Consider the following 23,193-nt stretch of genomic DNA (forward strand, 5'->3'; position numbering starts at 1 on the left):
GGGCCGCGTGTTCTCCCCAACGCGCGGTCGCGTGACTGTTCTTGTTCACTCGTGTGACTCCATGAGTTTTACAGGTAGTTGGCCGGCCTCCAAGAGGCAGGGTGCGGCTCAGTGCTGTGACGTGACCTGTGACACGGCGACGCCCCCGTGCCGCAGGTGCGGAACGGGGGCGTCGGATCCGGCTCTACCGCGTTGCTCAGGCCTCGTCGGCCGCGGCGGAGACGGACGGCTGAGCCTGCTGCTCGGCCGCCACGGTCTTCTTCGCGGTCGCCTTCTTGGCGGCGGTCTTGGTCGCCGCCTTCTTGGCCGTCGTCTTCTTCGCGGCCGTCTTCTTGGCCGCGGTCTTCTTGGTGGCGGCCTTCTTCGCCGTCGCCTTCTTGGCCGTCTTACGGGCCGCCTTCTTCGCGGCGGGCGCCTCCTCGGCGGCCTCGGGCTCGGCCTTCTCCGCCTCGGCCTGCGCCGGCTCGGCCTGCGCCTCCGTGGCCGACGGGACGACCGTGACGGCCGTCTCCTCGGACGCGGTCGGCGCGGTGGCCTTGCGGACGGCACGGCGACGCGGGCGGGCCGGAGCCGCGCTCTCGACGGGCGCCTCGGCCTCAGCCGCCTCGGGCTCGGCCTTCTCCTCGGCCACGACGGGCTCCGGCTCGGGCTTGGCGGGCGCCGTGACGGTCACCTCGGCCTCGGCGACGTTCGGCGAACCGGCCGGGGCCGTCGCCTTACGGGTCGCCCGACGGCGCGTACGGCCCTTGGGAGCGGCGTCCTCGACCGGGGCGGGCTCCGCCACGACCGGCTCGGCCACCACGGGCTCGGCCTCGAACTGCGGGGCCTCCACCTCGGGAGCCTCCGCCTTGGCGGTCTCCTTCGGGGCGGCCTCGCCCTTGGGCGCGCCGGCCGGAGCCGACGCCCTGCGGGTCGCACGACGGCGCGAACGGCCACCACGGGCCGCGGCCTCCGCCTCGGCGGGGCTGCTGTACAGCTCCTCGTCGGGCACGAACTCGGGCTCGGCCAGGGCGACCGGCGCCGCGACCTCGGCGGCGACCTCTTCCTCGGTCTCCACCTCCGTCTCCAGCGCCGCCTGCTCGTGGTCGTGCTCGTGCGTGGGCTCCGCGCCGTTACCGCCACGGCCGCGCTTCTTGCGCTTGCCGCCGCCGCCGGCGGACGTGGGCTGCTCCATGTGGACGATGACGCCACGGCCGTTGCAGTGGACGCAGGTCTCGGAGAAGGACTCCAGGAGGCCCTGGCCCACGCGCTTACGGGTCATCTGGACCAGGCCCAGCGAGGTGACCTCGGCCACCTGGTGCTTGGTCCGGTCACGGCCCAGGCACTCGAGGAGCCGGCGCAGGACCAGGTCCCTGTTGGACTCCAGGACCATGTCGATGAAGTCGATGACGACGATGCCGCCGAGGTCGCGCAGGCGCAGCTGGCGCACGATCTCCTCGGCCGCTTCGAGGTTGTTCCTCGTCACGGTCTCTTCGAGGTTGCCGCCCTGGCCGGTGAACTTGCCGGTGTTGACGTCGACGACGATCATCGCCTCGGTCTTGTCGATCACCAGCGAGCCGCCGGACGGCAGCCAGACCTTGCGGTCGAGCGCCTTGGCGAGCTGCTCGTCGATCCGGTACGTCGCGAAGACGTCGACCTCGGAGGTCCACTTCGAGAGGCGGTCGGACAGGTCGGGCGCCACGTGGTTGACGTAGCCGTGGATCGTCTCCCAGGCGTCGTCACCGCTGACGATGACCTTGGAGAAGTCCTCGTTGAAGATGTCGCGCACGACACGGACGGTCATGTCCGGCTCGCCGTACAGCAGGCTCGGCGAGCTCGTCGAGATCTGCTTCGACTTCTTCTGGATCTCCTCCCACTGGGCCTGCAGACGCTCGACGTCGCGGCTCAGCTCCTCCTCGCTCGCGCCCTCGGCGGCGGTGCGCACGATCACGCCCGCGTCCTCGGGGACGATCTTCTTGAGGATGGTCTTCAGACGCGCGCGCTCGGTGTCGGGCAGCTTGCGGCTGATGCCGGTCATCGACCCCTCGGGGACGTAGACCAGGTAGCGGCCGGGCAGCGAGACCTGGCTGGTCAGGCGGGCGCCCTTGTGGCCGATCGGGTCCTTCGTGACCTGCACGAGGACGGACTGGCCGGACTTGAGGGCGGTCTCGATGCGGCGCGGCCCGTTGGCCATGCCGAGCGCCTCGAAGTTGACCTCACCGGCGTACAGCACCGCGTTGCGGCCCTTGCCGATGTCGATGAAGGCGGCCTCCATGGACGGCAGCACGTTCTGGACCTTGCCCAGGTACACGTTGCCGACGTACGAGGTCGACTGCTCCTTGTTCACGTAGTGCTCGACGAGGATGTCGTCCTCGAGCACGCCGATCTGGGTGCGCTCGCCGCTCTGGCGGACGACCATCACACGCTCGACGGCCTCGCGGCGGGCCAGGAACTCGGCCTCGGTGATGATCGGCACACGACGGCGGCCCTGCTCGCGGCCCTCACGGCGGCGCTGCTTCTTCGCCTCGAGACGCGTCGAGCCCTTGATGGACTGCACCTCGTCGGCGCCGGTGCCGCGCTCCTCCTGCTTGCGGGGCTCGCGGACCTTCACGACCGTGCGCTCGGGGTCGCTGTCGCCCGGCTCGCTGTCGGTGGAGGAGTCACCCGCGCGACGGCGACGGCGACGGCGGCGACGGCTGCTGCTGGAGCCGGACGGGCCGGACTCCTCGCGCTCGTCGGCCTCGTCGGCCTCATCGCCCTCGTCGGCGTGCTCGGCGGCCTCGTCGGTGTGCTCGGCCTCTTCTTCGATGTGCTCGTCGGACTCGGCGTCCGCGGAGTCACCACGACGGCGACGGCGGCCACCGCGGCGGCGGCGGCGCGTGGGGCGGTCGCCCTGCTCGTCGTGGTCCTCGTGGTCCTGGTCACCCTCGTCGGCGCCCTCGGCGTCCTCGGCCTCGGCGGGCTCCTCGGCGGCGGCGGGCCGCTGCGGCTCGGCGGCCTGGGCGGCGGGCTGCTCCTCAGCGGCACGGCCACGGCGACGGCGACGGCGCGGCGTCTCCTCCGCGACCACGTCGGCCACGGTCACGGTCTCGACGGGAGCCTCGGCCTCGACCGGCTCCTCCTCCACAGCGGCCTCGGCGGCTGCCGCCGCGGCGGCAGCGCGCTCCGGGGTCTGGAACATCGGCTCGGCGAAGACCGGCGCCTGGAAGACGGCGACGGACGGCCGCGCGGGACGGCGCGAGCCCTTCGTGCCCTTGGTCTCGTCGGCGGCGGGCTCGGCGGCGGCGCGCGTGGCGGACTTCCTGGCGGAGCGCTGCGCGGGCTCGGAGAAACCGACCGCGGCCTTGCGGGTGGCGCGGCGACGGGGGCGGCGCCCGCCTTCGGCGTCCTCCTCGGCTGCGGCGGGGGCCTCCGTCTTCGGAGCCTCGGCCTTGGCGGGGGCCTCCGTCTTGGGAGTCTCAGCCGCGGCGGGCTCGGCGGCGGCCACGGGCTCGGCCTGCTCGGGCGTCCCGGCGGGGGCGGTGGAGCGGCGCGTGGCGCGGCGGCGGCCGCGTCCGGCGGGGGCGGCCTCCGGCTCGGCGGGGGTCTCCTCCGCGGCCACGGCGGGCGCGGGCGCGGCGGCGGGCTCCGTCACGGCGGGAGCCTCGGCCTGCCCGGGGGTGCCGGCGGGGGCGGAGACGCGGCGCGTGGCACGGCGGCGGGTGCGCCCGGCGGGCGCGGCCTCCGGCTCGGGGGCGGTCTCTTCTGCGGCGACGGCGGGCGCGGCGGCGGCAGCGGGCTCGGCCTCGGCGCTCTCGGCTGCGTCGGAAGTCTTGGGTGCGCCGGCGGGCGCGGAGGCGCGGCGGGTGGCGCGGCGGCGGGTGCGCCCGGCGGGCGCGGCCTCCGGCTCGGGGGCCTCGGCGGCCGCGCTTGCCTCGGTCTCTTCGGCCTCGTCGGCGACGGGGGCGGCGGCCGTCACGGCCTGGGTGGTGTCAGCGGCGGCACCCGTGGGCGGGCCCGCGGGGCGCGAGGCCGCACGGCGCCGGCGGCGCGGCGGCAGGGTGTCGCTGGGGCTGTTGTTGTCGGTTCCCCCGGACGACGACGTCTCAGTGGGTTCGGTCGGCTCAAGCATGCGGGTGGATCTCCCGTCAGGCTCCCGGGCGCCGCGCCTGGTCCGGTGACGTCCGCGGCTCGCGCGTTCATGCGCGGTGCCGCCGTCCGGGGCGCGGGCGCCGCACGGGAGCTCTCTGTCTGTTCTCGCCGGTTCCGTACGCCATGTGTGCGTACGGCCTGGCGAAAGTCCTTGGGTTCGTGCGCTGCCCGACCCAGGTGGCTCCCGAGTACGAGGGCGGCGCTTCGACGACCGTCCTTACGCGGAACCTGGCACCGGCGCCGTCGCGGCGGCAGCTGCGGCGCTCCCCCCGCTTGCGGGAGGTGCGGCCTCGACTGCCTCGCGGTCGGGCGCGAGCGGGTCGGTCACCGTGCCGGTCTCTTCATCGAAAAGCCCCTGCGCCAGCCTGGTCACCGCTGCGGGGACCGGCGGCGCCAGGTCGGCCACAGCTCGGAGACCGGACAGGACGTCGTCGGGTCGAACGGCAGGCGTCACGTGCCGAACAACCAGGCGCAGTATCGCACAGGCCTTGTCGGTCGGCCTATCAGCCAGGTCCTCGTGCGCCTGCGGGGCCTCGACGGCCTCGAGGCTCACGACGGCGGCGCGGGCGTCGAACGTCCGCATCCCGTTCTTCGTCCTTCGCTGGACCTCGACGGCCTCCGCCGCGACGAACGCGCCCGCGGCGGCCTCGGCCTCAGCGGCCTCGACGCCGTCGAGCCGCAGCTCCCAGACGGATGCGGTGAGCCGGTCGGCGAGGCCCGAGGTGCGCGACTCGACGGCCTCGATGATGTCGAGCCCGGTGGGGAGCGACTCGTCGAGGAGCTCGCGCAGCGTTTCCGGATCGCGCGCTTCGGTGAGCGCGATCTCCAGATACTCGGCTTCGCTGCCCGTGCCGGTGGGTGCGGCATTGGCGTACGACACCTTCGGGTGCGGCGTGAACCCCGCCGAGTACGCCATGGGCACCTCGGCGCGGCGCAGCGCACGCTCGAAGGCGCGCTGGAAGTCACGGTGGCTGGTGAACCGGAGGCGGCCGCGCTTGGTGTAGCGCAGTCGGATGCGCTGCACCGCGGGTGCGGGCGGCGGGCCTTCGGGCTGTCGCTTGCCCAGTGTTCTAGTCCTTCGTGAGTGCGGTCGTACTGCTACCTAGAGTACGTGCCTGAGGCGCGCCAGGTTCCCGCCGGTCCTTGACCAGCGCTTGAGGCTCCGCCCGTTTCGCTCCGAAAAGCGCCTTGCGGACGTCTGCCCTGGCCTGACGCACGCTCTCCCGCGCCGCCGCGAGGGCCTGGCGCGCGGCGGCTCCCGCGTCCTTGGCCGCCCTGGCCGCGGGCCGCCATACGGAGTCCCGTACGAGGTGTCCCAGCGGGGTGCACACAGCGCGGTACGCCCAGCGCACCGGGTCCACGAAGATCCACCGCAGGAGTCGGCCGAGGAGCCGTCCGACGGCCCGGGAGATGTGTCCGGCGACACGCCACGCGTGCCCGAGCGCGTCACCGGTCTCCCGTACGAGGACGACGACCGCGCGCCCGACGGGCACGAGCACCCGGCGCCAGAGGGCGACCGCCGGCAGGACGAAGATCCACCGTACGAGGGTGACGACGACGGCCCCGAGCCCGCGCCCCGCCCACAGCAGTGCGGCCCCAGCGCGCCTTCCGAGCCGGGCGGCCCCACGCCCCGCCGGCGCGAGCGCGTACCGCCACAGCGCGACCCACGGCCACACGAAGAGAGCCCTGCCCAGCGACACGAGACCGGCGCCGAGCGCTCGCGCGGTGACGCCGAAGGCGGCGCCAACTGCCCTGCCCAGCACGACAGTTGCACGGCCCACCGGCGCGAGCACGTGGACGTGGAGCCAGACCCAGGGCCAGACGAACGCGGCCTTGGCGAGCCAGACCGCGGCGGCCGTGGAGCCCTTCGCGAGGAGTGCGACGCCGCGCCCGAGGGGGGTGAGGACATGTGCGAAGAGCCACACGGACGGGACGACGACGAGGAGCCGCACAAGCGCCACGGCGCCCGCGCCGAGAGCGCGACCGGCGGCCGCCACTCCCCGGGCCAGCCAGGCGATGCCGTGCCCCAGTGGCACGAGCGCCCGCGCATACAGCCACACCCATGGCCACACGAACAAGGCCCGCAGCAGCCACCCGCCGCCCGCGGAGAGGCCGCGCCCCAGGACGACGAGCCCGGACCGGACGCCGCTGGCCACCCAGGCGATCCCCCGCCCGACCGCGACAAGCCCGTCCCACGTCCGCGAGCCGAGCCAGGCGGCCCCGCGCGCGACGGCGGCGGCTCCCGCCCACGCACCGCGCGCCACCCGAGCGACTCCACGCCCTACAGCCGTAAGCGCGGCCCGGACCCGCGAGCCGAGCCACGCGATCCCCCGCCCGACCACCAACAGGCCCGCCCACACCCACGAACCCAGCCGGGCAGCCCCCCGCCCGACCGCCGTAAGCCCCGCCCAGACCCACGAACCCAGCCACGCGAGCCCCCGCCCCACCCCCGCAAGCCCCGCCCAGACAGCCCGCCCCAGTCGTGCGAAGCCGTGTCCGAGCCGGGTCATCACGTGGAGGTACCACCAGGCGACCGACGCCACGACGCCCTTCCACCACAGCCACAGCGCCGCGGCCCGCACCGCTCGGCCGGCCGGCGCGAGCACATAGCGCCAGAGCGCCACCCAGGGCCGGACGAAGAGCGCCTTGCCCAGCCACCTCAGCGCGACGACGGAACCCCGGCCGAACGGCGTCAGGACGTGACGCCACAGCGCCACCCACGGCCACACGAACAACGCCCGGCCCAGCCATCTGAGTGCCGCGCCCATGGCCCGGCCCGCCGGGGCGAGGACTCGCGTCCACAGCCACACCGGCGGCACCACGAACACCGCGTGCAGGAGCCGGCCCGCCCCGCGCGCCAGGGGCACGAGACCTTTCCGCCAGGCGAGGCGACCGCCGGCGGCGAGGGCGTCCCAGGCCAGGCGGACCGGTACGACGAGGACCAGGACGACGATGCGCACCGGGATGCGGATCGCGACCACGAGGCAGCCCTCGGGCGGGCGTTCAGCGGTCACGTGCTCCGCGGGCGTCGGGCGCCTCTCCCAGTCCATGCCTTCACAGACGCCGGAGCGCGGCATACGGATCCGCGTCATGGGAACTTCACGCACACCTCTGGCCCCGGCCACTTCTGTCTCGTATTCATAACGGGTCTGGGCCAAACAGGCCGCTCGCAGAAGGACGTTGGAGGACACCGCCGATGAGCACGAGCTCGCCGCACCCCGAGGACAGACCCGAACTCTCCCGTCGCACCCTCATCGGCGGCGCCGCGGCCGCCGGTGTGCTGGCCGCGCTGCCGCTGAGCCTGCGCACCGCGCTCGCCGCGCCGGGCAGGCCCGGCAAGCTGGAGGACATCCAGCACGTCGTGGTGTTCATGCAGGAGAACCGGTCGTTCGACCACTACTTCGGCACGATGCAGGGGATACGGGGGTTCGGCGACCGCGCCGCCGTGCGCGGGATCAACGGCAAGCCCGTGTTCCACCAGCCCGACCCTGCGCGCGCGGAGGGCTGGCTCGCGCCGTTCGCGATGAACGCCGCGCACACCAGCGCGTACCAGCAGGGCGCCGCCGCCTTCGGGTTCGGCGACTCGATGAACGCCCGCAACGACGGCGTAGCCGACGGCTACGTCACCCGGCGCGGCAGCGGCTGGCTCGGCCAGGGCTACTACGAGCCCGCGGACATGCCCTTCTACAACGCGCTCGCCTCGGTATTCACCATCTGCGACCACTACTACTGCTCGACCGAGACCAGCACCAACCCCAACCGCGAGCACCTGATGACCGGCACCAGCGGCGGCACCGTGCGCGACATCGCCGTCGTCGACAACCAGGAGCCCGGCTTCGAGTGGACGACGTACGCGGAGCGGCTGGAGGCGGCGGGGATCTCCTGGAAGACGTACCAGGCGCAGGAGAACTTCGACGACAACGCGCTCGCCTGGTTCAACACCTTCCGCTCCGCCGAGCCCGGTGAGGCGCTGTACGAGAAGGGCATGAAGAAGGTCGGCGACCCGGCGCAGACGAACGACCCGTGGGCGATGGGTGACGCGCTGGTCGCCGCGTTCGCGGAGGACGTGAAGAACGACACGCTGCCGCAGGTCTCCTGGCTCGTCGCGCCGGCCGCCCTGTCCGAGCACGCCAGCTACGCGCCGCCGCACGGCGAGGATCTGACGGCGCGTCTGCTGTCCGCGCTCGCCGACAACCCCGAGGTCTTCGCCAAGACCGCGTTCATCCTGAACTACGACGAGCACGGCGGCTTCTACGACCACCTGGTCGCACCCGTGCCGCCGGTCGCCGAGGGCCGCGGCCGGTCGACCGTGACGCCCGACGGCGAGGTCGTGGTGCGGGTCAGCAAGGGCAGCTCGTCCTTCTACCGGCCCGTCAACCAGCAGGGCCAGTACCGCGTGAAGGGTGCCGACGGGCAACTGACCTGGTCCGACACGCTCCCCGCCGGTGAGACGAAGGCCGCGGGGCCCTTCCCGCTCGGGCTCGGCATGCGCGTACCGATGATCGTCGTGTCGCCGTGGACGCGCGGCGGCGCCGTGGCGTCGACGGTGTGCGACCACACGTCCGTCATCCAGTTCCTGGAGAAGCGCTTCGGGGTGCACGAGCCCAACATCAGCCCCTGGCGCCGCGAGGTCACCGGCGACCTCACCGACGTCTTCGACTTCTCCGGCAAGAACCCGTCGTGGCCCACGCTGCCCGACACCAGCGGCAACCGCCAGAAGGTCACCGACACCGGCAAGCTGCCCGCGCCCACCGTGCCCGAGCCGCAGCTCCTGCCCGAGCAGCAGCGCGGCAGCCGCACCGCCCGCCCCACCCCGTACGACCTGCGGGTCACGCCCCGGGTGCGCGGCGGCAAGGTCACTCTGGACCTGGCCAACCACGGCCGTCAGGGCGCCGTCCTCGCGGTGTACCCCGAGCCCGGCATCGCGCCCAGGCACTACACGCTGAGCCCCAAGTCGAAGCTGTCCGACGTGTGGAGCCCCGGCGACAACGGCTACGACCTGCGCGTCCACGGGCCGAACGGCGCCCTGTGGCAGCTGCGCGGCGACGCGGCGGGCTCGTACGAGGCGCACCTGGACCTCGCCGACGACGGCCGCGACGCCGACGTCGAGCTCACCAACCACGCCCGCACCGCCCGCACGTTCGTCGTCGGTGACCTGGCCTACGGCGGCGGCACCCGCGAGTTCCGCGTCGGCGCGGGCGCGCACCGCACCGTCCGGATCCGCGTGCCGCGCGAGGGCTGGTACGACGTGGCCGTCACCGTCCGCGACGAGCCCGGCTTCCTGCGCCGGTACGCGGGCCGGGTCCCCGGCAGGCTCGAAGGCGTCACCGACCCCGCGATGGGGCTGCCCGACGCACTCGGTGTCACGGTGTCGCTCGAGGCCGCGTCGACGACGATCGACGAGGCGATCCTGGTCCCCGGCAAGGCCGCCCGCGTGCGCGCACGCTTCGACGCGAAGACCGCCGTGTCCGCGATCGAGGTGCACCCGGTGGTGCCCAAGGGCTGGGCGGTGAAGGCGGTTTCGGCGCCGCCCGCCTCGCTCGCGGCGGGCGCGTCGGCGACCGCCGAGTGGGAGGTGCAGGTCCCCGGCGAGCTGTCGGGCACGGCCGCGTACCGGCTGCTCGTGACGGCGCGGGCCCGGTCCGGCGAACGGTTCGTCCTGGCCGACGGCGAGGTCTCGGCGCGTACCGCCCCGTCGATGGCGGGTCATCTGCTCGGCGAGGACTTCGAGTCGGTGGCGGACTCTCTGGAGCCGGTGTCGGGGGTCATCGGCTGGACGGCGAAGGCCCCGAAGGGCTGGTCCGTGGTGAACGCGACCGGTATGCCGCAGGGCACCGCCCGCCTCCAGGGCTGGACGTTCCACACCAAGCGGGCCTGGTCACCGGCGGGGCAGGACCGGGGCGGCTTCGGCCGTGCGCTCGGCGTCATCGCGGTCGCCGACCCGGACGACTGGGACGACACGGGAGCGCCGTCGACGAAGGGCAGGTTCGACTCGACGCTGGTCTCCCCCGCGGTCCCGGTCCCGTCCGGCACGTCGAAGCTGTACGTCGCCTTCGACTCGCACTACCGCCAGGAGGCCCCGCAGAAGGCGGCGGTGACGGCGGTCTTCGACACGGGCGAGGAGACGCGTCTCCTCTACTACAGCGCCGACGCGACGGGCAACGACAACGCGGGCCACGACGCCGAGAACACCTTCGTGACGAAGGAACTCGCGGTGCCGGCGGGCGCGAAGTCGGTCACCCTGAAGTTCCGCATGTACGACGCGGGCAACAACTGGTACTGGGCGGTCGACCACGTCCGCGTGGACGACAAGCCGTTCACGGCGTGACATGCGTGAGGGGCCGGGACACCGCCATCGGCGTCCCGGCCCCTCGACTCGCGCTGTTCCTGCGTTACTTGACGACCGTCAGCGGCAGCAGCTTCTTGCCCGTCGGGCCGACCTGGATGTGCGTGTCCATCTGCGGGCACACGCCACAGTCGAAGCACGGAGTCCAGCGGCAGTCCTCGACCTCGGTCTCGTCGAGCGAGTCCTGCCAGTCCTCCCAGAGCCAGTCCTTGTCGAGGCCCGAGTCCAGGTGGTCCCACGGCAGGACCTCCTCGTACGTGCGCTCACGCGTCGTGTACCAGTCGACGTCCACGCCGAACTCGGGCAGCGTCTTCTCGGCGCAGGCCATCCAGCGGTCGTAGCTGAAGTGCTCGCGCCAGCCGTCGAAGCGGCCGCCGTCCTCGTAGACCGCGCGGATGACGGAGCCGATGCGGCGGTCACCGCGGGAGAGCAGGCCCTCGACGATGCCGGGCTTGCCGTCGTGGTAGCGGAAGCCGATGGAACGGCCGTACTTCTTGTCGCCGCGGATCTTGTCGCGGAGCTTCCCCAGGCGGGCGTCCGTCTCGGCGGCGGACAGCTGCGGGGCCCACTGGAACGGCGTGTGCGGCTTGGGCACGAAGCCGCCGATGGAGACCGTGCAGCGGATGTCGTTCTGGCCGGAGACCTCGCGGCCCTTCTGGATCACGTTCATCGCCATGTCGGCGATCTGGAGGACGTCCTCGTCGGTCTCGGTGGGCAGGCCGCACATGAAGTACAGCTTCACCTGGCGCCAGCCGTTGCCGTACGCCGTCGCGACCGTCCGGATGAGGTCCTCTTCCGAGACCATCTTGTTGATGACCTTGCGCATGCGCTCGGAGCCGCCCTCGGGGGCGAAGGTCAGGCCGGAGCGGCGGCCGTTGCGCGTGAGCTCGTTCGCCAGGTCGACGTTGAACGCGTCCACGCGGGTCGACGGCAGCGACAGGCCGATCTTGTCCTCGGTGTAGCGGTCGGCGAGGCCCTTCGCGATGTCACCGATCTCGGAGTGGTCGGCGGAGGACAGCGAGAGCAGGCCGACCTCCTCGAACCCGGTCGCCTTGAGACCCTTCTCGACCATGTTGCCGATGCCGGTGATGCTTCGCTCCCGCACGGGGCGCGTGATCATGCCGGCCTGGCAGAAACGGCAGCCGCGGGTGCAGCCGCGGAAGATCTCGACGGACATCCGCTCGTGGACGGTCTCGGCGAGCGGGACGAGGGGCTGCTTCGGGTACGGCCACTCGTCGAGGTCCATGACGGTGTGCTTGCTGACGCGCCACGGCACACCGGACCTGTTCGGCACGACGCGGCCGATGCGGCCGTCCGGCAGGTACTCGACGTCGTAGAACCCGGGGACGTAGACGCCGCCCGTCTTCGCGAGGCGGAACAGCACCTCCTCGCGGCCGCCGGGGCACCCCTCGGCCTTCCAGGCGCGGATGATCTCCGTCATGTCGAGGACGGCCTGCTCGCCGTCACCGATGACGGCGCAGTCGATGAACTCGGCGATCGGCTCGGGGTTGAAGGCCGCGTGGCCGCCCGCGAGGACGATCGGGTCGTCGATCGTGCGGTCCTTGGCCGCCAGCGGGATGCCGGCGAGATCCAGGGCCGTGAGCATGTTCGTGTAGCCGAGCTCGGTGGAGAAGGAGAGCCCGAACACGTCGAACGCCTTGAGCGGCCGGTGCGAGTCCACGGTGAACTGCGGCACCTTGTGCTCGCGCATCAGCGCTTCCATGTCCGGCCACACGCTGTACGTGCGCTCGGCGAGGACGCCCTCACGCTCGTTCAGCACCTCGTAGAGGATCATGACGCCCTGGTTCGGGAGCCCGACCTCGTAGGCGTCCGGGTACATCAGCGCCCAGCGGACGTCGGAGCTCTCCCACGGCTTGACGGTGGAATTGAGCTCACCGCCCACGTACTGGATCGGCTTCTGCACATGCGGGAGCAAAGCTTCGAGCTGTGGAAAAACCGACTCTGCGGCTTCGGCAGGCATACCCGGGACCTTCGTGAGCTGACAGGGATGACTGTCAAGCGTAACTCGGTCAGGAGACAGCCTTCGCCCACAGCGGTGGCAGCTCCGCCTCGGCCCGCTCCGCGAGCGCCTCCTCGCGCCCGTACAGCAGCCCGTATGTGAAAGAACTCTCCCCCGCCGCGTGAGCCTGCGCCGCCAGGTCGCGCAGCGCCTCGCGCGCCATCACGCTGTCCTGGTGCTCGCCGAGCAGGCTCTGCACCGCCTTCGCGTGCTTGCCGGCGTCCCTCGCCCGGTCGCCGAGCGCCGGCGCGGCGACCTCGGCCGCGTACCGGGCGCGCTTGGCGGCCTTGCGGGCGCCGTGCAGGGCGAGGTCGCGCGCCGGGCCGGGATCCATGTCGAGCGCCTCATCGACATGGCCCGCGAGCCGCATGTAGTCCCGCCGCACGGCCTTGGCCAGGGCGTTCTTCGGTTGCTTGCTCCGCAGCGGTGGCGTGTCCACGAGTGCGTCGAGAACGGCGAGGAGCGCCAGGTAGCGCTTGCCGTCGAGTACGGCGATCAGATGGCGGCGCGATCCGGAGCGCCGGGCCCGCGACCAGGTGCGCAGCCGGGTGCGGACGGGGCCGATGGACAGTTCGCGCGGCAGTTCGTCGAGGTCCGCGGTCAGCCGCTCGGTCAGGACCTCCTGGTCGCGGTCGAGACCGAGCTCACCGGCGAGCCACTTCAGCTCGTCGCCGATCGGATCCGTCACGGCGCGGTCGAGGATCTTGCGGTACGAGCGCAGGGCGCTGCGCAGCCGGCGGGTGGCGACCCGCATCTGGTGCACCGCGTCGGGCAGGTCGCGGCGGACGGCGGGGTCGAGGTCGACGATCGCGTCGCGCTGGGCCCTGAGGTAGGCGAGGACGTGGTCGGCGGGGGTCTCGGGGTCCTCGGCGGGCCGGGACGGGCGCGGGCCGATGCCGGTCTCCGTGAGCGCCCTCGCGAGCTTCGACGTGGAGGCCGAGCGGCTCGCGCCCGCCTTGCGGAGCTTCTTCTCCACCTTGCCGAGGAACGCCGGGTCGCCGCCGTCCGCCAGCTCGACCTCGATCTCGGTCCAGGCGGCGGCGCCGGCCCCGCCGCTGAGCCGCTCGGCCCGTACGCCGTCGACGCTGACCTCGGCGAGGAGCGCGCCGTCGGCGTCGGTGAGGTCGTGGACGTCACGCGAGGAGCGCAGCCGCATCAGGGGTACGAGATCGGCCTCGCGCACCCGGGAGCGCACGAGGCCGGTGAGGTCGCGGGGCACGTCGTCGGAGAGCGGGGCCCGGATCTCGTCCCGTACGCCCTCGGCGAGGGAGACGGGGAGCTTGAGGTGCCAGCCCGCGTCGGCGCCGCCGGTGCGGCGACGCAGGGTGATCGAGGCGGCCGCGAGGCGCTGGTCGACGGTGTCGTAGTAGACGGCGTCGAGGTCGACGACGCCTTGGTCGACGACGGCCGAGACCCCGGCGACACGGCTCAGATCCGGCAGCCCGAAGCCTTCGTCCGCCACAGGCGCCTCGTACTTGCGCTCGATCTCGCGCTTCGTCTCCGCCATCGGTCCTCCCGCTCCCTTCGAGTGACCACCAGTCCGTATCAGTGACGCCGATGCCGATGCGCTCTACGTTGTGCACCTGCCCTCGGGTAGCGGTCAGGGCTTGGCCGTCATGAAACTCGATGGAGCTGAGTGAGAAGCCGCCCTGCTCGCAGGGCGGAGGAGTCACGAACCGAATTTAGTCGCCATTCGGTCATATGGGCAGCCCTCTGCCGGAGCCGGGTACGTACCCGGCTCCGGCAGAGGGCTGTCTCGTCCTGCGTCCCTACGCCGACATCGGCCGCTGCACGCGGATCGACTGGAGCAGCCCGATCGCCACCCAGACGGCGAACATGGACGATCCTCCGTACGACACGAACGGCAGGGGCAGGCCCGCCACCGGCATGATGCCGAGCGTCATGCCGATGTTCTCGAAGGCCTGGAAGGCGAACCAGGCGATGATCCCGGCGGCGACGATCGTGCCGTAGAGCTCGGTCGTCTCGCGGGCGATGCGGCAGGCGCGCCACAGGACGACGGTGAGCAGGAGCAGGATCAGCCCGGCTCCGGCGAAGCCGAGCTCCTCGCCGGCCACGGTGAAGACGAAGTCGGTCTGCTGCTCGGGGACGAACTGGCCGGTGGTCTGGGAGCCGTGGAAGAGGCCGGTGCCGGTCAGGCCGCCCGAGCCGATCGCGATACGGGCCTGGTTGGTGTTGTAGCCGACGCCGGCCGGGTCGAGCGCCGGGTTGGCGAAGGCCGCGAAGCGGGCGATCTGGTACTCGTCGAGGACGTGCAGCTGCCAGACGGTGATCGCGCCGAGCACACCCGCGCCGAGCAGGCCGAACACCCAGCGGTTGGAGGCGCCGGAGGCGAGCAGCACACCGAGCACGATGACGGCCGCGACCATGATCGTGCCGAGGTCGGGCATGAGCAGCACGACGAGCATCGGGACGGTAGCGAGGCCCAGCGCCTGCAGCACCGTGCGGTGGTCGGGGTACTGCTTGTCGCCCGCGTCGACCCGTGAGGCCAGCAGCATCGCCATGCCCAGGATGATCGTGATCTTGGCGAACTCGGCGGGCTGGAGCGACACTCCGCCCGCGGACAGCCAGTTGCGCTGTCCGTTGATCGTGTCGCCGAGCGGGGTCAGCACCAGCAGCATCAGGAAGACCGAGGCGCCGTAGAGGATCGGCACGGCCGTGCGCAGGGTGCGGTGACCGAGCCAGATCGTGCCGATCATCAGGGCCAAGCCGATGCCGGTGTTCATGAGGTGCCGGAACAGGAAGTAGTACGGGTCGCCCTGGTTGATCACGGTGCGGTTGCGGGTCGCCGAGTAGACGAGCGCCGAGCCGATCAGGGACAGGGCGAGCGACGACAGGAGGATCGGCCAGTCGAGGCGGCGTATCACCGAGTCCCTGGCCATGAGCCGGGACAGGGTGGAGCGCTCGGGTCCGTACCCGGAGACGGAGAAACCGTTGGTACCGGCCATGGTGTCAGTGCCGCCTTCCGGTCAACGGGGTGCCGAGGACCGCCGCCAGTTCCGGTGTGGGGGACGGGCTCGGGTCGGCGGGCTTGTAGGGCTTGATGGTCGGCGCGTCGATCGAACCGTCCCGATGGATCTTCGGCAGGTTCTTCTCCGGCGAGGGCAGCAGGGCCTTCTTCTTGTCGATCGTGCCGTCGGCGGCGACGCCGTACAGCGCGTTGTAGATCTTGCGGACGGCCTCACCGGAGGCTCCGGAGCCCGTACCGGCCTGGGAGATCGTCATGATGACCGAGTAGTCCTTGGAGTAGGTGGCCAGCCATGACGTGGTCTGCTTGCCGTAGACCTCGGCGGTGCCGGTCTTGGCGTGCAGCGGGATCTTGTCCTGGGGCCAGCCGCCGAACTTCCAGGCGGCGGTACCGCGGGTGACGACGCCGGCGAGGGCGTCGTCCATGCCCTTGAGGGTCGCCTTGGTGATCGGGAGCTTGGCCTTGACCCGGGGCTTGATCTCCCTGACGTTCTTGCCGTCGGCGCTGATGATCGCCTTGCCGATGGTCGGGACGTACTCGGTGCCGCCGTTGGCGAGGGCCCCGTAGATCATGGCCTCCTGAATCGGCGTGAGGAGGGTGTCGCCCTGGCCGATGGAGTAGTTGATCGAGTCGCCCTCGCGCATCTTGTTGCCCTCGAGGCAGTTCTCGTAGGCGATCTTCTCGACGTAGCTGCCGTCCTTCTTGCCGGTCTTGCACCAGCTGTCCTTGTTGGCCTCCCAGAAGGCCTTCTTCCACTGACGGTCGGGGACGCGGCCCGTGACCTCGTTGGGAAGGTCGATGCCGGTGGTCTTGCCGAGGCCGAACTGGTGGGCGGCCTTGTAGAAGTAGTCCTTGGGGGTTTTCTTCGGGTTGATGCCGCCGTCCCTCTTCCACTCCCGGTCGGCGAGGCCGTAGAAGACGGTGTCGCAGGAGACTTCCAGCGCGCGGCCGAGAGAGATGGGGCCGAAGTTCTCCCCCTCGAAGTTCTTGAAGACCTGGCCGCCGACCGAGTAGGAGCTGGTGCAGGGGTAGCCGCCGTCCCACTTGTAGCCGGCTTCGGCCGCGGCGGCCGTGGAGATCACCTTGAACGTCGAACCGGGCGCGGACTGCCCCTGAATGGCCCTGTTGAGCAGCGGGTAGTCGGAGCCCTTGCCGGTGAGCTGCTTGTAGTCCTTGGCGGAGATGCCGCCGATCCAGACGTTCGGGTCGTACGACGGTGCGGACGCCATGGAGACGATCCGGCCGGTCTTGGCCTCCATGACGACGACCGCGCCGGAGTCGGCCTTGTAGTTCTCGCCGGTGATCTTGTCGAACTGCTGGCGGGCGGTCTTCATCGCCTCGTTCAGCTCGCGCTCGGCGACGCCCTGCACGCGGGCGTCGATCGAGGTGACGACGTTGGCGCCGGGCTCGGCCTCGTCGCTCTTGGCGCGCCCGATGACGCGGCCGAGGTTGTCGACCTCGTAGCGGGTGACGCCGGCCTTGCCGCGCAACTCCTTGTCGTAGGTGCGCTCGAGGCCGGAGCGGCCGACCTGGTCGGAGCGCAGATACGGCGACGAGGAGTCCTTGGCCTTCTCGATCTCGGCGTCGGTGACGGGCGAGAGGTAGCCGAGGACCTGCGCGGTGTTGGTGCCGCCCGGCCCCGCGTAGCGGCGCACGGCCTCGGGCTCGGCGGTGATGCCGGGAAAGTCCTCGGAGCGCTCGCGGATCTGGAGTGCCTGCTTGGGCGTGGCCTCGTCCGTGATCGGGATGGGCTGGTAGGGCGAGCCGTTCCAGCAGGGCTGCGGCGTCTTGGCGTCGCAGAGGCGGACCTTCTCCGTGATGTCCTTGGACTTCATCCCCAGCACGTCGGCGAGCTTGGCCAGTACGGCCTTGCCGTCGTCGGGCATCTTCATCAGGTCCGTGCGGGACGCGGAGACGACCAGGCGGGTCTCGTTGTCGGCGATCGGCACACCGCGGGCGTCCAGGATCGAGCCGCGCACGGCCGGGCTGACGACCTGCTGGACGTGGTTGCCGGAGGCCTCCTTGGCGTACTCGGCGCCGTTGCGGATCTGGAGGTACCAGAGGCGGCCGCCGAGGGTGAGCAGGAGGGACAGGACCAGGATCTGGAGAATGACGAGCCGGATCTGGACGCGTGGGGTCCGCCCGGTCTCGGGAATGTTGGTCATGCTGCCTCCCCCTCTCAGTGCGTGTACGCGGTGATGTGCGCGGCGGTCACAGGCGCTTGACCCCCTTGATGCGGCCGGCCCGCGCGGTGCGCGCCCTGGCGGCCTTCAGGCGGAGTCCGCCGCGCTGGTTGCCGATGCGCAGCCCCGTACCGGAGGAGAGCCAGCCGGCGGTGACGTCGGTCGCCCTGCCGGCGCCGGGCGAGGAATCGGCGAGCGGATCGTTCTCGGCCCGTCTGGCCAGGGCGATGATGAACGGGACGGTGAACGGCGCGAGGAGCAGATCGTAGAGCGCGGCCGTGAACAGCAGGCTGCCGATGCCCACATGGCGGGCGGCGGTGTCACCGACGAGGGCCCCGACGCCCGCGTAGAGCAGGGTCGAGCCGACAGCCGCGGCGACGACCACGACCATCGGGCCGAAGGCCGACCTGAGCTGGCCGTTGTCCGGCTTGGCGAGGCCGACGAGATAGCCGACGACGCACAGCACGAGGGCGTAGCGCCCGGCGGCGTGATCGGCGGGCGGCGCGAGGTCCGCGAGCAGACCCGCGCCGAACCCGATGAACGCGCCGCCGACATGGCCGTACACGAGGGCGAGACCGACGACGGTCAGGAGCACGAGATCCGGCACGGCGCCGGGCAGTTGGAGACGGGCGAGTACGCACACCTGGACCACCAGGGCGACGATCACCAGGGGGGCGGAGAGCAGCAACCGGTTGAAGCGCATGAGATCCAGCTCCTACTGCTCGTCGTCGATGCCGCCGGCGCCGGCCGGGGGCCCGGACGGCGTGGCCGTGACGGTCACGGTGGGCGTCGGCCTGGGCTTGGCCGGCTTGGTCGGCAGCACCTCGTCGCGCGGATCGGTGCGCGGAGCCTGCACGACCACGCCGACGACGTCGAGCTTGGTGAATCCGACGTACGGCTTCACATAGATCGTCCGGGTCAGGTCGCCACCGGCCGGATCGACGCGCACCACCTGCCCCACCGGCACGCCGGGCACGAACGGCTTGTCGGCCTGGGACCCGAAGGTCACCAGACGGTCGCCCTTCTTGATTTTGGCCTTGCCGTTGAGGAGCTGTACGCGCAGCGGCCGGTCGCCCTGTCCGGAGGCGAAGCCGAGCTCGTCGGTGCGCTCCATGCGGGTGCCGACGGTGAAGTCGGGGTCGTTGGCGAGCAGGACGGTCGCGGTGTTCGGTCCGACGGTGGTGACGCGCCCCACGAGCCCGTCCCCGTTCAGGACGGTCATGTCGCGCTTGAGGCCGTCGTTGGCGCCGGCGTCGATGGTGACGGTCCAGGAGAAACCCTGGGCTGCTCCTATGGCGATGACCTGGGCCCCCTTGATGCCGTACTGCCCTGCGCCGGCCGTCTTCAGCATGGAGTCGAGCTGGCGGATCTTGCTTCGGTTGCGGTCGTCGCTGCCGAGCTTCGCCTTCAAGGCTGCGTTCTCGCGCTCCAGTTCGCTGACGCGGTTGTGCCGCTCACCGGAGTCCTTGACGGCAGCTATGGCGTTGCCGATCGGGTCGACTGCGCTGGAGACGCCGTTCTCCACGGGGCCGAAGACCGTGGCGGCGGCCTGGCGGGCACCGTCGACCGGCGAGTCCTCCCCACCACGGATGTCCACCGTGATCAGTGCGAACGCAATGGCGATCAGCAGCACCAGGAGCAGCCGGCTCTCTCGTGTGTCCCTCACGTGCGGCGGCCGTGCCTTCCTCAATCGGATTCTGCGGAAACCTGAGGTACCGCAGGTTATGGGGAATTCTTACGCCTTGCCTATATATCAACGATCCGCCGCACGAAGTGGCAGGCACTCGTACGGCGGACGTCTCGCGTCAGGTCATCTGCGCGGCTGGGCGTCCAGCACCTGCTGGAGCGCCTCGAACTCCTCGACGCACTTGCCGGAGCCGAGCGCCACGCTGTCGAGGGGGTCCTCGGCGATGTGGATCGGCATGCCGGTCTCACGGCGCAGCCGCTCGTCGAGGCCGCGCAGCAGGGCGCCGCCGCCGGTGAGCACGATGCCCCGGTCCATGACGTCACCCGACAGCTCGGGCGGGCACTTGTCCAGCGTCGTCTTGACGGCGTCGACGATCGCGTTGACCGGTTCCTCGATCGCCTTGCGCACCTCGGCGGCCGAGATGACGACGGTCTTCGGAAGTCCGGACACGAGGTCGCGCCCGCGGATTTCGGTGTGTTCGTCGGAGTCGAGGTCGTACGCGGAGCCAATCGTGATCTTGATCTGCTCGGCAGTCCGCTCACCAAGAAGCAGCGAGTACTCCTTCTTGATGTGCTGGATGATCGCGTTGTCCAGCTCGTCCCCGGCGACCCGGATGGACTGTGCTGTGACGATTCCGCCGAGCGAGATCACCGCGACCTCGGTGGTGCCGCCGCCGATGTCGACCACCATGTTGCCCGTGGCCTCGTGGACCGGGAGGCCGGAGCCGATGGCCGCGGCCATGGGCTCCTCGATGATGTGCACCTGGCGGGCACCGGCCTGCGAGGAGGCCTCGATGACCGCGCGCCGCTCGACTCCGGTGATGCCGGAGGGCACGCACACCACGACACGGGGACGAGCGAGGTAGCGCCGCTTGTGGATCTTCAGGATGAAGTAGCGGAGCATGCGCTCGGTGATCTCGAAGTCGGCGATCACGCCGTCCTTCAGCGGTCGCACGGCGACGATGTTGCCGGGCGTGCGGCCGATCATCTTCTTGGCTTCGGCACCGACGGCGAGGATGCCGCCGGTGTTGGTGTTGATCGCGACGACGGACGGCTCGTTGAGTACGATCCCGCGACCCCTGACGTACACCAGCGTGTTGGCGGTCCCGAGGTCGACAGCCATGTCACGGCCGATGAACGACATTGAGTTCCCCATCAGGATTCGTCTGGCCTTCCCAAGTGGAGCGTTTGATGGCTTGTTAGGTAGGCGAGGTGGGTGCGAGTGGCGTGGAGGCTTACATCGTAGTCTCGCCTGCACGAACACGGCGCGAGGGTCTTCGCCATTGTCAGCAGATGAATCCCCGCTCCGCTAATGGGGACGTGCCGACGGAGTGTTGCGTTCCCCCAATGGGGGCGCATATGCCAAAAGGCGGCCGAATTTCTCCGGCCGCCCCCGTTCAGCAGCGCTCCGTGACTGACGCAGTGTCAGAAAAAGAACTTTACGGTCTCACGGACCGGACTACACCTGTCCAGGGAAGAAGATCTTCAGCTCGCGCTCGGCCGACTCCTCCGAGTCCGAGGCGTGGATCAGGTTCTCGCGCACGATGGTGCCGAAGTCACCGCGGATGGAGCCGGGCGCGGCGGCGATCGGGTCGGTCGGGCCGGCCAGCTGACGCACACCCTCGATGACCCGCTCGCCCTCGACGACGAGAGCGACCACGGGCCCGGACGCCATGAAGGCGACCAGCGGCTCGTAGAAGGGCTTGCCCTTGTGCTCGCCGTAGTGCTGCTCCAGGGTGTCCTGGTCCAGGTTCCGCAGCTCCAGCGCGCTGATCGTCCAGCCGGCCTTGCGCTCGATGCGGCCGATGATCTCGCCGACGAGTCCACGGCGGACGGCGTCGGGCTTGAGAAGGACAAGGGTGCGCTGACTCATGGTGCGGCTCCAAAATCTTCGTGGGATGCCCGCACGATACCGGGCATGGCTACGCGGCGTTACTTCCGGCCTCGGCCTGGGCGGCCCATCGCGCCTTGGCCTCGTCGATCTTGCGCCCGAAGTGAACGGAGGCCCACCACAGCCCGGCGAAACAGAGACCCAGGATGAACATCATCGGCACGACGAACCCGCTGGCGACGAGCGCCGCTTGAAGCACCCATCCCAGCTCGATGCCGCCGCGCCGCCCGAGCGCCCCGCACAGCAGCACGGACAGCAGCATGGCGACCCCGCACACGCCCCACACGACCCCGCCCGAGAGGTCGGGGTCCTTCATGGCGACGAGCCCGGCGAAGCCGATGACGAGAAACTCACCGATCAGGGTCGATGAACACAGCACGCGCACAGCGAATCAGCCCTTCCCCAACAGCAGCCGGGCCTCGCCGACAGTGATCACGGAGCCGGTGACGAGCACGCCGCCACCGGAGAACTCGCCCTCTTCCTCGGCCAGCGTGATGGCGGCCTCGAGAGCGTCGTCGAGGCGGGGCTCGACCTGCACGCGCTCGTCCCCGAAGACCTCGACCGCGATGGCGGCGAGCTCGTCGGCGTCCATCGCGCGGTGGCTGGAGTTCTGGGTGACGACGACCTCGGCGAAGATCGGCTCGAAGGCCTCGAGCACCCCGCGCACGTTCTTGTCACCGCTCGATCCGACGACACCCACCAGCCGGCTGAAGTCGAAGACCTCGCTGATGGCTTCGGCGGTGACGCGGGCGCCGGCGGGGTTGTGCGCGGCGTCGAGCACCACGGTGGGCGAACGCCTCACGACCTCCAGCCGGCCGGGCGAGGTGGCGCCGGCGAAGGCCCGGCGGACGGTGTCCAGGTCGAGGAGCCGGGCCTGCTCGGCCCCGATCCCGAAGAAGGCCTCGACGGCGGCCAGCGCGACGGCCGCGTTGTGCGCCTGGTGGGCACCGTGCAGCGGGAGGAAGATCCCGTCGTACTCGCCGCCGAGCCCGCGCAGGGTCAGCAGCTGCCCGCCCACGGCGACCTGGCGGGAGACGACGCCGAACTCGAGCCCTTCGCGGGCCACGGTCGCGTCCACCTCGACGGCCTTCTTCAGGAGCACCTGAGCGGCGTCGACGGGCTGCTGCGCCATGATCACCGTGGCGCCCTGCTTGATGATCCCGGCCTTCTCCTGGGCGATCTCGCCCGGGGTGGAGCCCAGCCGGTCCGTGTGATCCAGATCGATGGGCGTCACGACGGCCACCGACGCGTCGATCACATTGGTGGCATCCCAGCTTCCGCCCATCCCGACCTCGACGACGGCCGCGTCCACCGGTGCGTCGGCGAAGGCGGCGTACGCCATCCCCGTAAGCACCTCGAAAAAGGAAAGCCGGAATTCCTCTTTCTGGTCGACCATCTCCACATACGGGGCAATGTCCCGATAGGTCTCGATGAACCGCTCGTAGTCGATCGGCGCGCCGTCGAGACTGATGCGCTCGGTGATCGACTGAACGTGCGGAGACGTATAACGCCCCGTACGCAACTCGAATGCGCCGAGAAGCGCCTCGATCATGCGGGCCGTGGACGTCTTGCCGTTCGTCCCCGTGATGTGGATCGAGGGATAGGCGCGCTGCGGGTCGCCGAGCACGTCCATCAGAGCGGCGATGCGCGAGACGGACGGCTCCAGCTTGGTCTCGCCCCACCGCCCCGCGAGTTCGGCCTCGACCTCTCGCAGGGCCTCGGCCACCTCGGGGTCCTGCGGCCGCGCGGGCACGCCGTCCCCCTGCGGAGCACCCCCCTGCGTGCGGAGGGTACGGCTGCCGGCCTCGATCAGTGCCAGATCGGGGTCACGCTCGGTCTCGGCGTCCACGATGTCGTCGAAGCCGTCGGATTCGCCGCTGTCGCGCGGGGGGAGCTCACTCACACAAGCCAGTCTACGGAGAACCACCGACACGGCCCGGCCCGCACCCCACCCGGCAGGTCAGGGACTTT

At 71.1% G+C, this 23,193-nt stretch carries 14 protein-coding genes; 1 reads left to right on the top strand and 13 read right to left on the bottom strand.

Going from position 1 to position 23,193, the window contains the following annotated elements:
* Positions 1-196: 196 nt before the first annotated feature.
* The 3 genes from ACZ67T_RS29950 to ACZ67T_RS29960 form a co-directional block, all read right to left on the bottom strand.
* On the bottom strand, positions 197-4,090 hold the full coding sequence (locus tag ACZ67T_RS29950; RefSeq protein ID WP_469988111.1) for an Rne/Rng family ribonuclease: 3,894 nt from the start codon (positions 4,088-4,090) through the stop codon (positions 197-199).
* A gap of 237 nt (positions 4,091-4,327) precedes the next feature.
* On the bottom strand, positions 4,328-5,134 hold the full coding sequence (locus ACZ67T_RS29955; RefSeq protein ID WP_469988112.1) for a TIGR03936 family radical SAM-associated protein: 807 nt from the start codon (positions 5,132-5,134) through the stop codon (positions 4,328-4,330).
* A 46-nt stretch (positions 5,135-5,180) separates the two neighbouring features.
* A complete protein-coding gene (locus tag ACZ67T_RS29960) occupies positions 5,181-7,124 on the bottom strand; it encodes a hypothetical protein (protein WP_469988113.1) in 1,944 nt (647 codons plus the stop codon).
* A gap of 182 nt (positions 7,125-7,306) precedes the next feature.
* On the opposite strand from ACZ67T_RS29960, the gene ACZ67T_RS29965 reads away from it, so the two are divergent.
* Positions 7,307-10,438 carry a phosphocholine-specific phospholipase C gene (locus tag ACZ67T_RS29965; protein WP_469988114.1) on the top strand — a complete coding sequence of 1,044 codons (3,132 nt, stop codon included), beginning with the start codon at positions 7,307-7,309 and terminating at the stop codon, positions 10,436-10,438.
* Positions 10,439-10,502: 64 nt separating this feature from the next.
* On the opposite strand, the gene ACZ67T_RS29970 is transcribed toward ACZ67T_RS29965, so the two are convergent.
* The 10 genes from ACZ67T_RS29970 to folC all read right to left on the bottom strand — a co-directional run bounded on the left by ACZ67T_RS29970 (position 10,503) and on the right by folC (position 23,125).
* Positions 10,503-12,437 carry a TIGR03960 family B12-binding radical SAM protein gene (locus tag ACZ67T_RS29970; protein WP_469988115.1) on the bottom strand — a complete coding sequence of 645 codons (1,935 nt, stop codon included), beginning with the start codon at positions 12,435-12,437 and terminating at the stop codon, positions 10,503-10,505.
* Between the two features lie 49 nt (positions 12,438-12,486).
* A complete protein-coding gene (locus tag ACZ67T_RS29975; RefSeq protein ID WP_469988116.1) occupies positions 12,487-13,983 on the bottom strand; it encodes a CYTH and CHAD domain-containing protein in 1,497 nt (498 codons plus the stop codon).
* 262 nt (positions 13,984-14,245) lie between these two features.
* Positions 14,246-15,442, bottom strand: a complete 1,197-nt coding sequence (gene rodA, locus ACZ67T_RS29980; protein WP_469988117.1) for a rod shape-determining protein RodA — start codon at positions 15,440-15,442, stop codon at positions 14,246-14,248.
* Between the two features lie 4 nt (positions 15,443-15,446).
* Positions 15,447-17,627, bottom strand: a complete 2,181-nt coding sequence (mrdA, locus tag ACZ67T_RS29985) for a penicillin-binding protein 2 (RefSeq protein ID WP_469988118.1) — start codon at positions 17,625-17,627, stop codon at positions 15,447-15,449.
* A gap of 46 nt (positions 17,628-17,673) precedes the next feature.
* Positions 17,674-18,348: a rod shape-determining protein MreD gene (gene mreD, locus ACZ67T_RS29990; RefSeq protein WP_469988119.1), complete on the bottom strand. Its 675-nt coding sequence runs from the start codon at positions 18,346-18,348 to the stop codon at positions 17,674-17,676.
* Positions 18,349-18,360: 12 nt separating this feature from the next.
* Complete coding sequence (mreC, locus tag ACZ67T_RS29995) at positions 18,361-19,311, bottom strand: rod shape-determining protein MreC (RefSeq protein WP_469988120.1); 951 nt, start codon at positions 19,309-19,311, stop codon at positions 18,361-18,363.
* A 144-nt stretch (positions 19,312-19,455) separates the two neighbouring features.
* Positions 19,456-20,475, bottom strand: a complete 1,020-nt coding sequence (locus ACZ67T_RS30000; protein WP_059131610.1) for a rod shape-determining protein — start codon at positions 20,473-20,475, stop codon at positions 19,456-19,458.
* Positions 20,476-20,790: 315 nt separating this feature from the next.
* Positions 20,791-21,204: a nucleoside-diphosphate kinase gene (ndk, locus tag ACZ67T_RS30005; protein WP_100594213.1), complete on the bottom strand. Its 414-nt coding sequence runs from the start codon at positions 21,202-21,204 to the stop codon at positions 20,791-20,793.
* Between the two features lie 49 nt (positions 21,205-21,253).
* Positions 21,254-21,607: a DUF4233 domain-containing protein gene (locus ACZ67T_RS30010; RefSeq protein ID WP_469988121.1), complete on the bottom strand. Its 354-nt coding sequence runs from the start codon at positions 21,605-21,607 to the stop codon at positions 21,254-21,256.
* Between the two features lie 6 nt (positions 21,608-21,613).
* Positions 21,614-23,125, bottom strand: coding sequence for a bifunctional tetrahydrofolate synthase/dihydrofolate synthase (folC, locus tag ACZ67T_RS30015; protein ID WP_469988122.1), 1,512 nt, complete (start codon positions 23,123-23,125; stop codon positions 21,614-21,616).
* Positions 23,126-23,193: the final 68 nt, after the last annotated feature.

Source organism: Streptomyces sp. NPDC107517 (assembly GCF_055582645.1).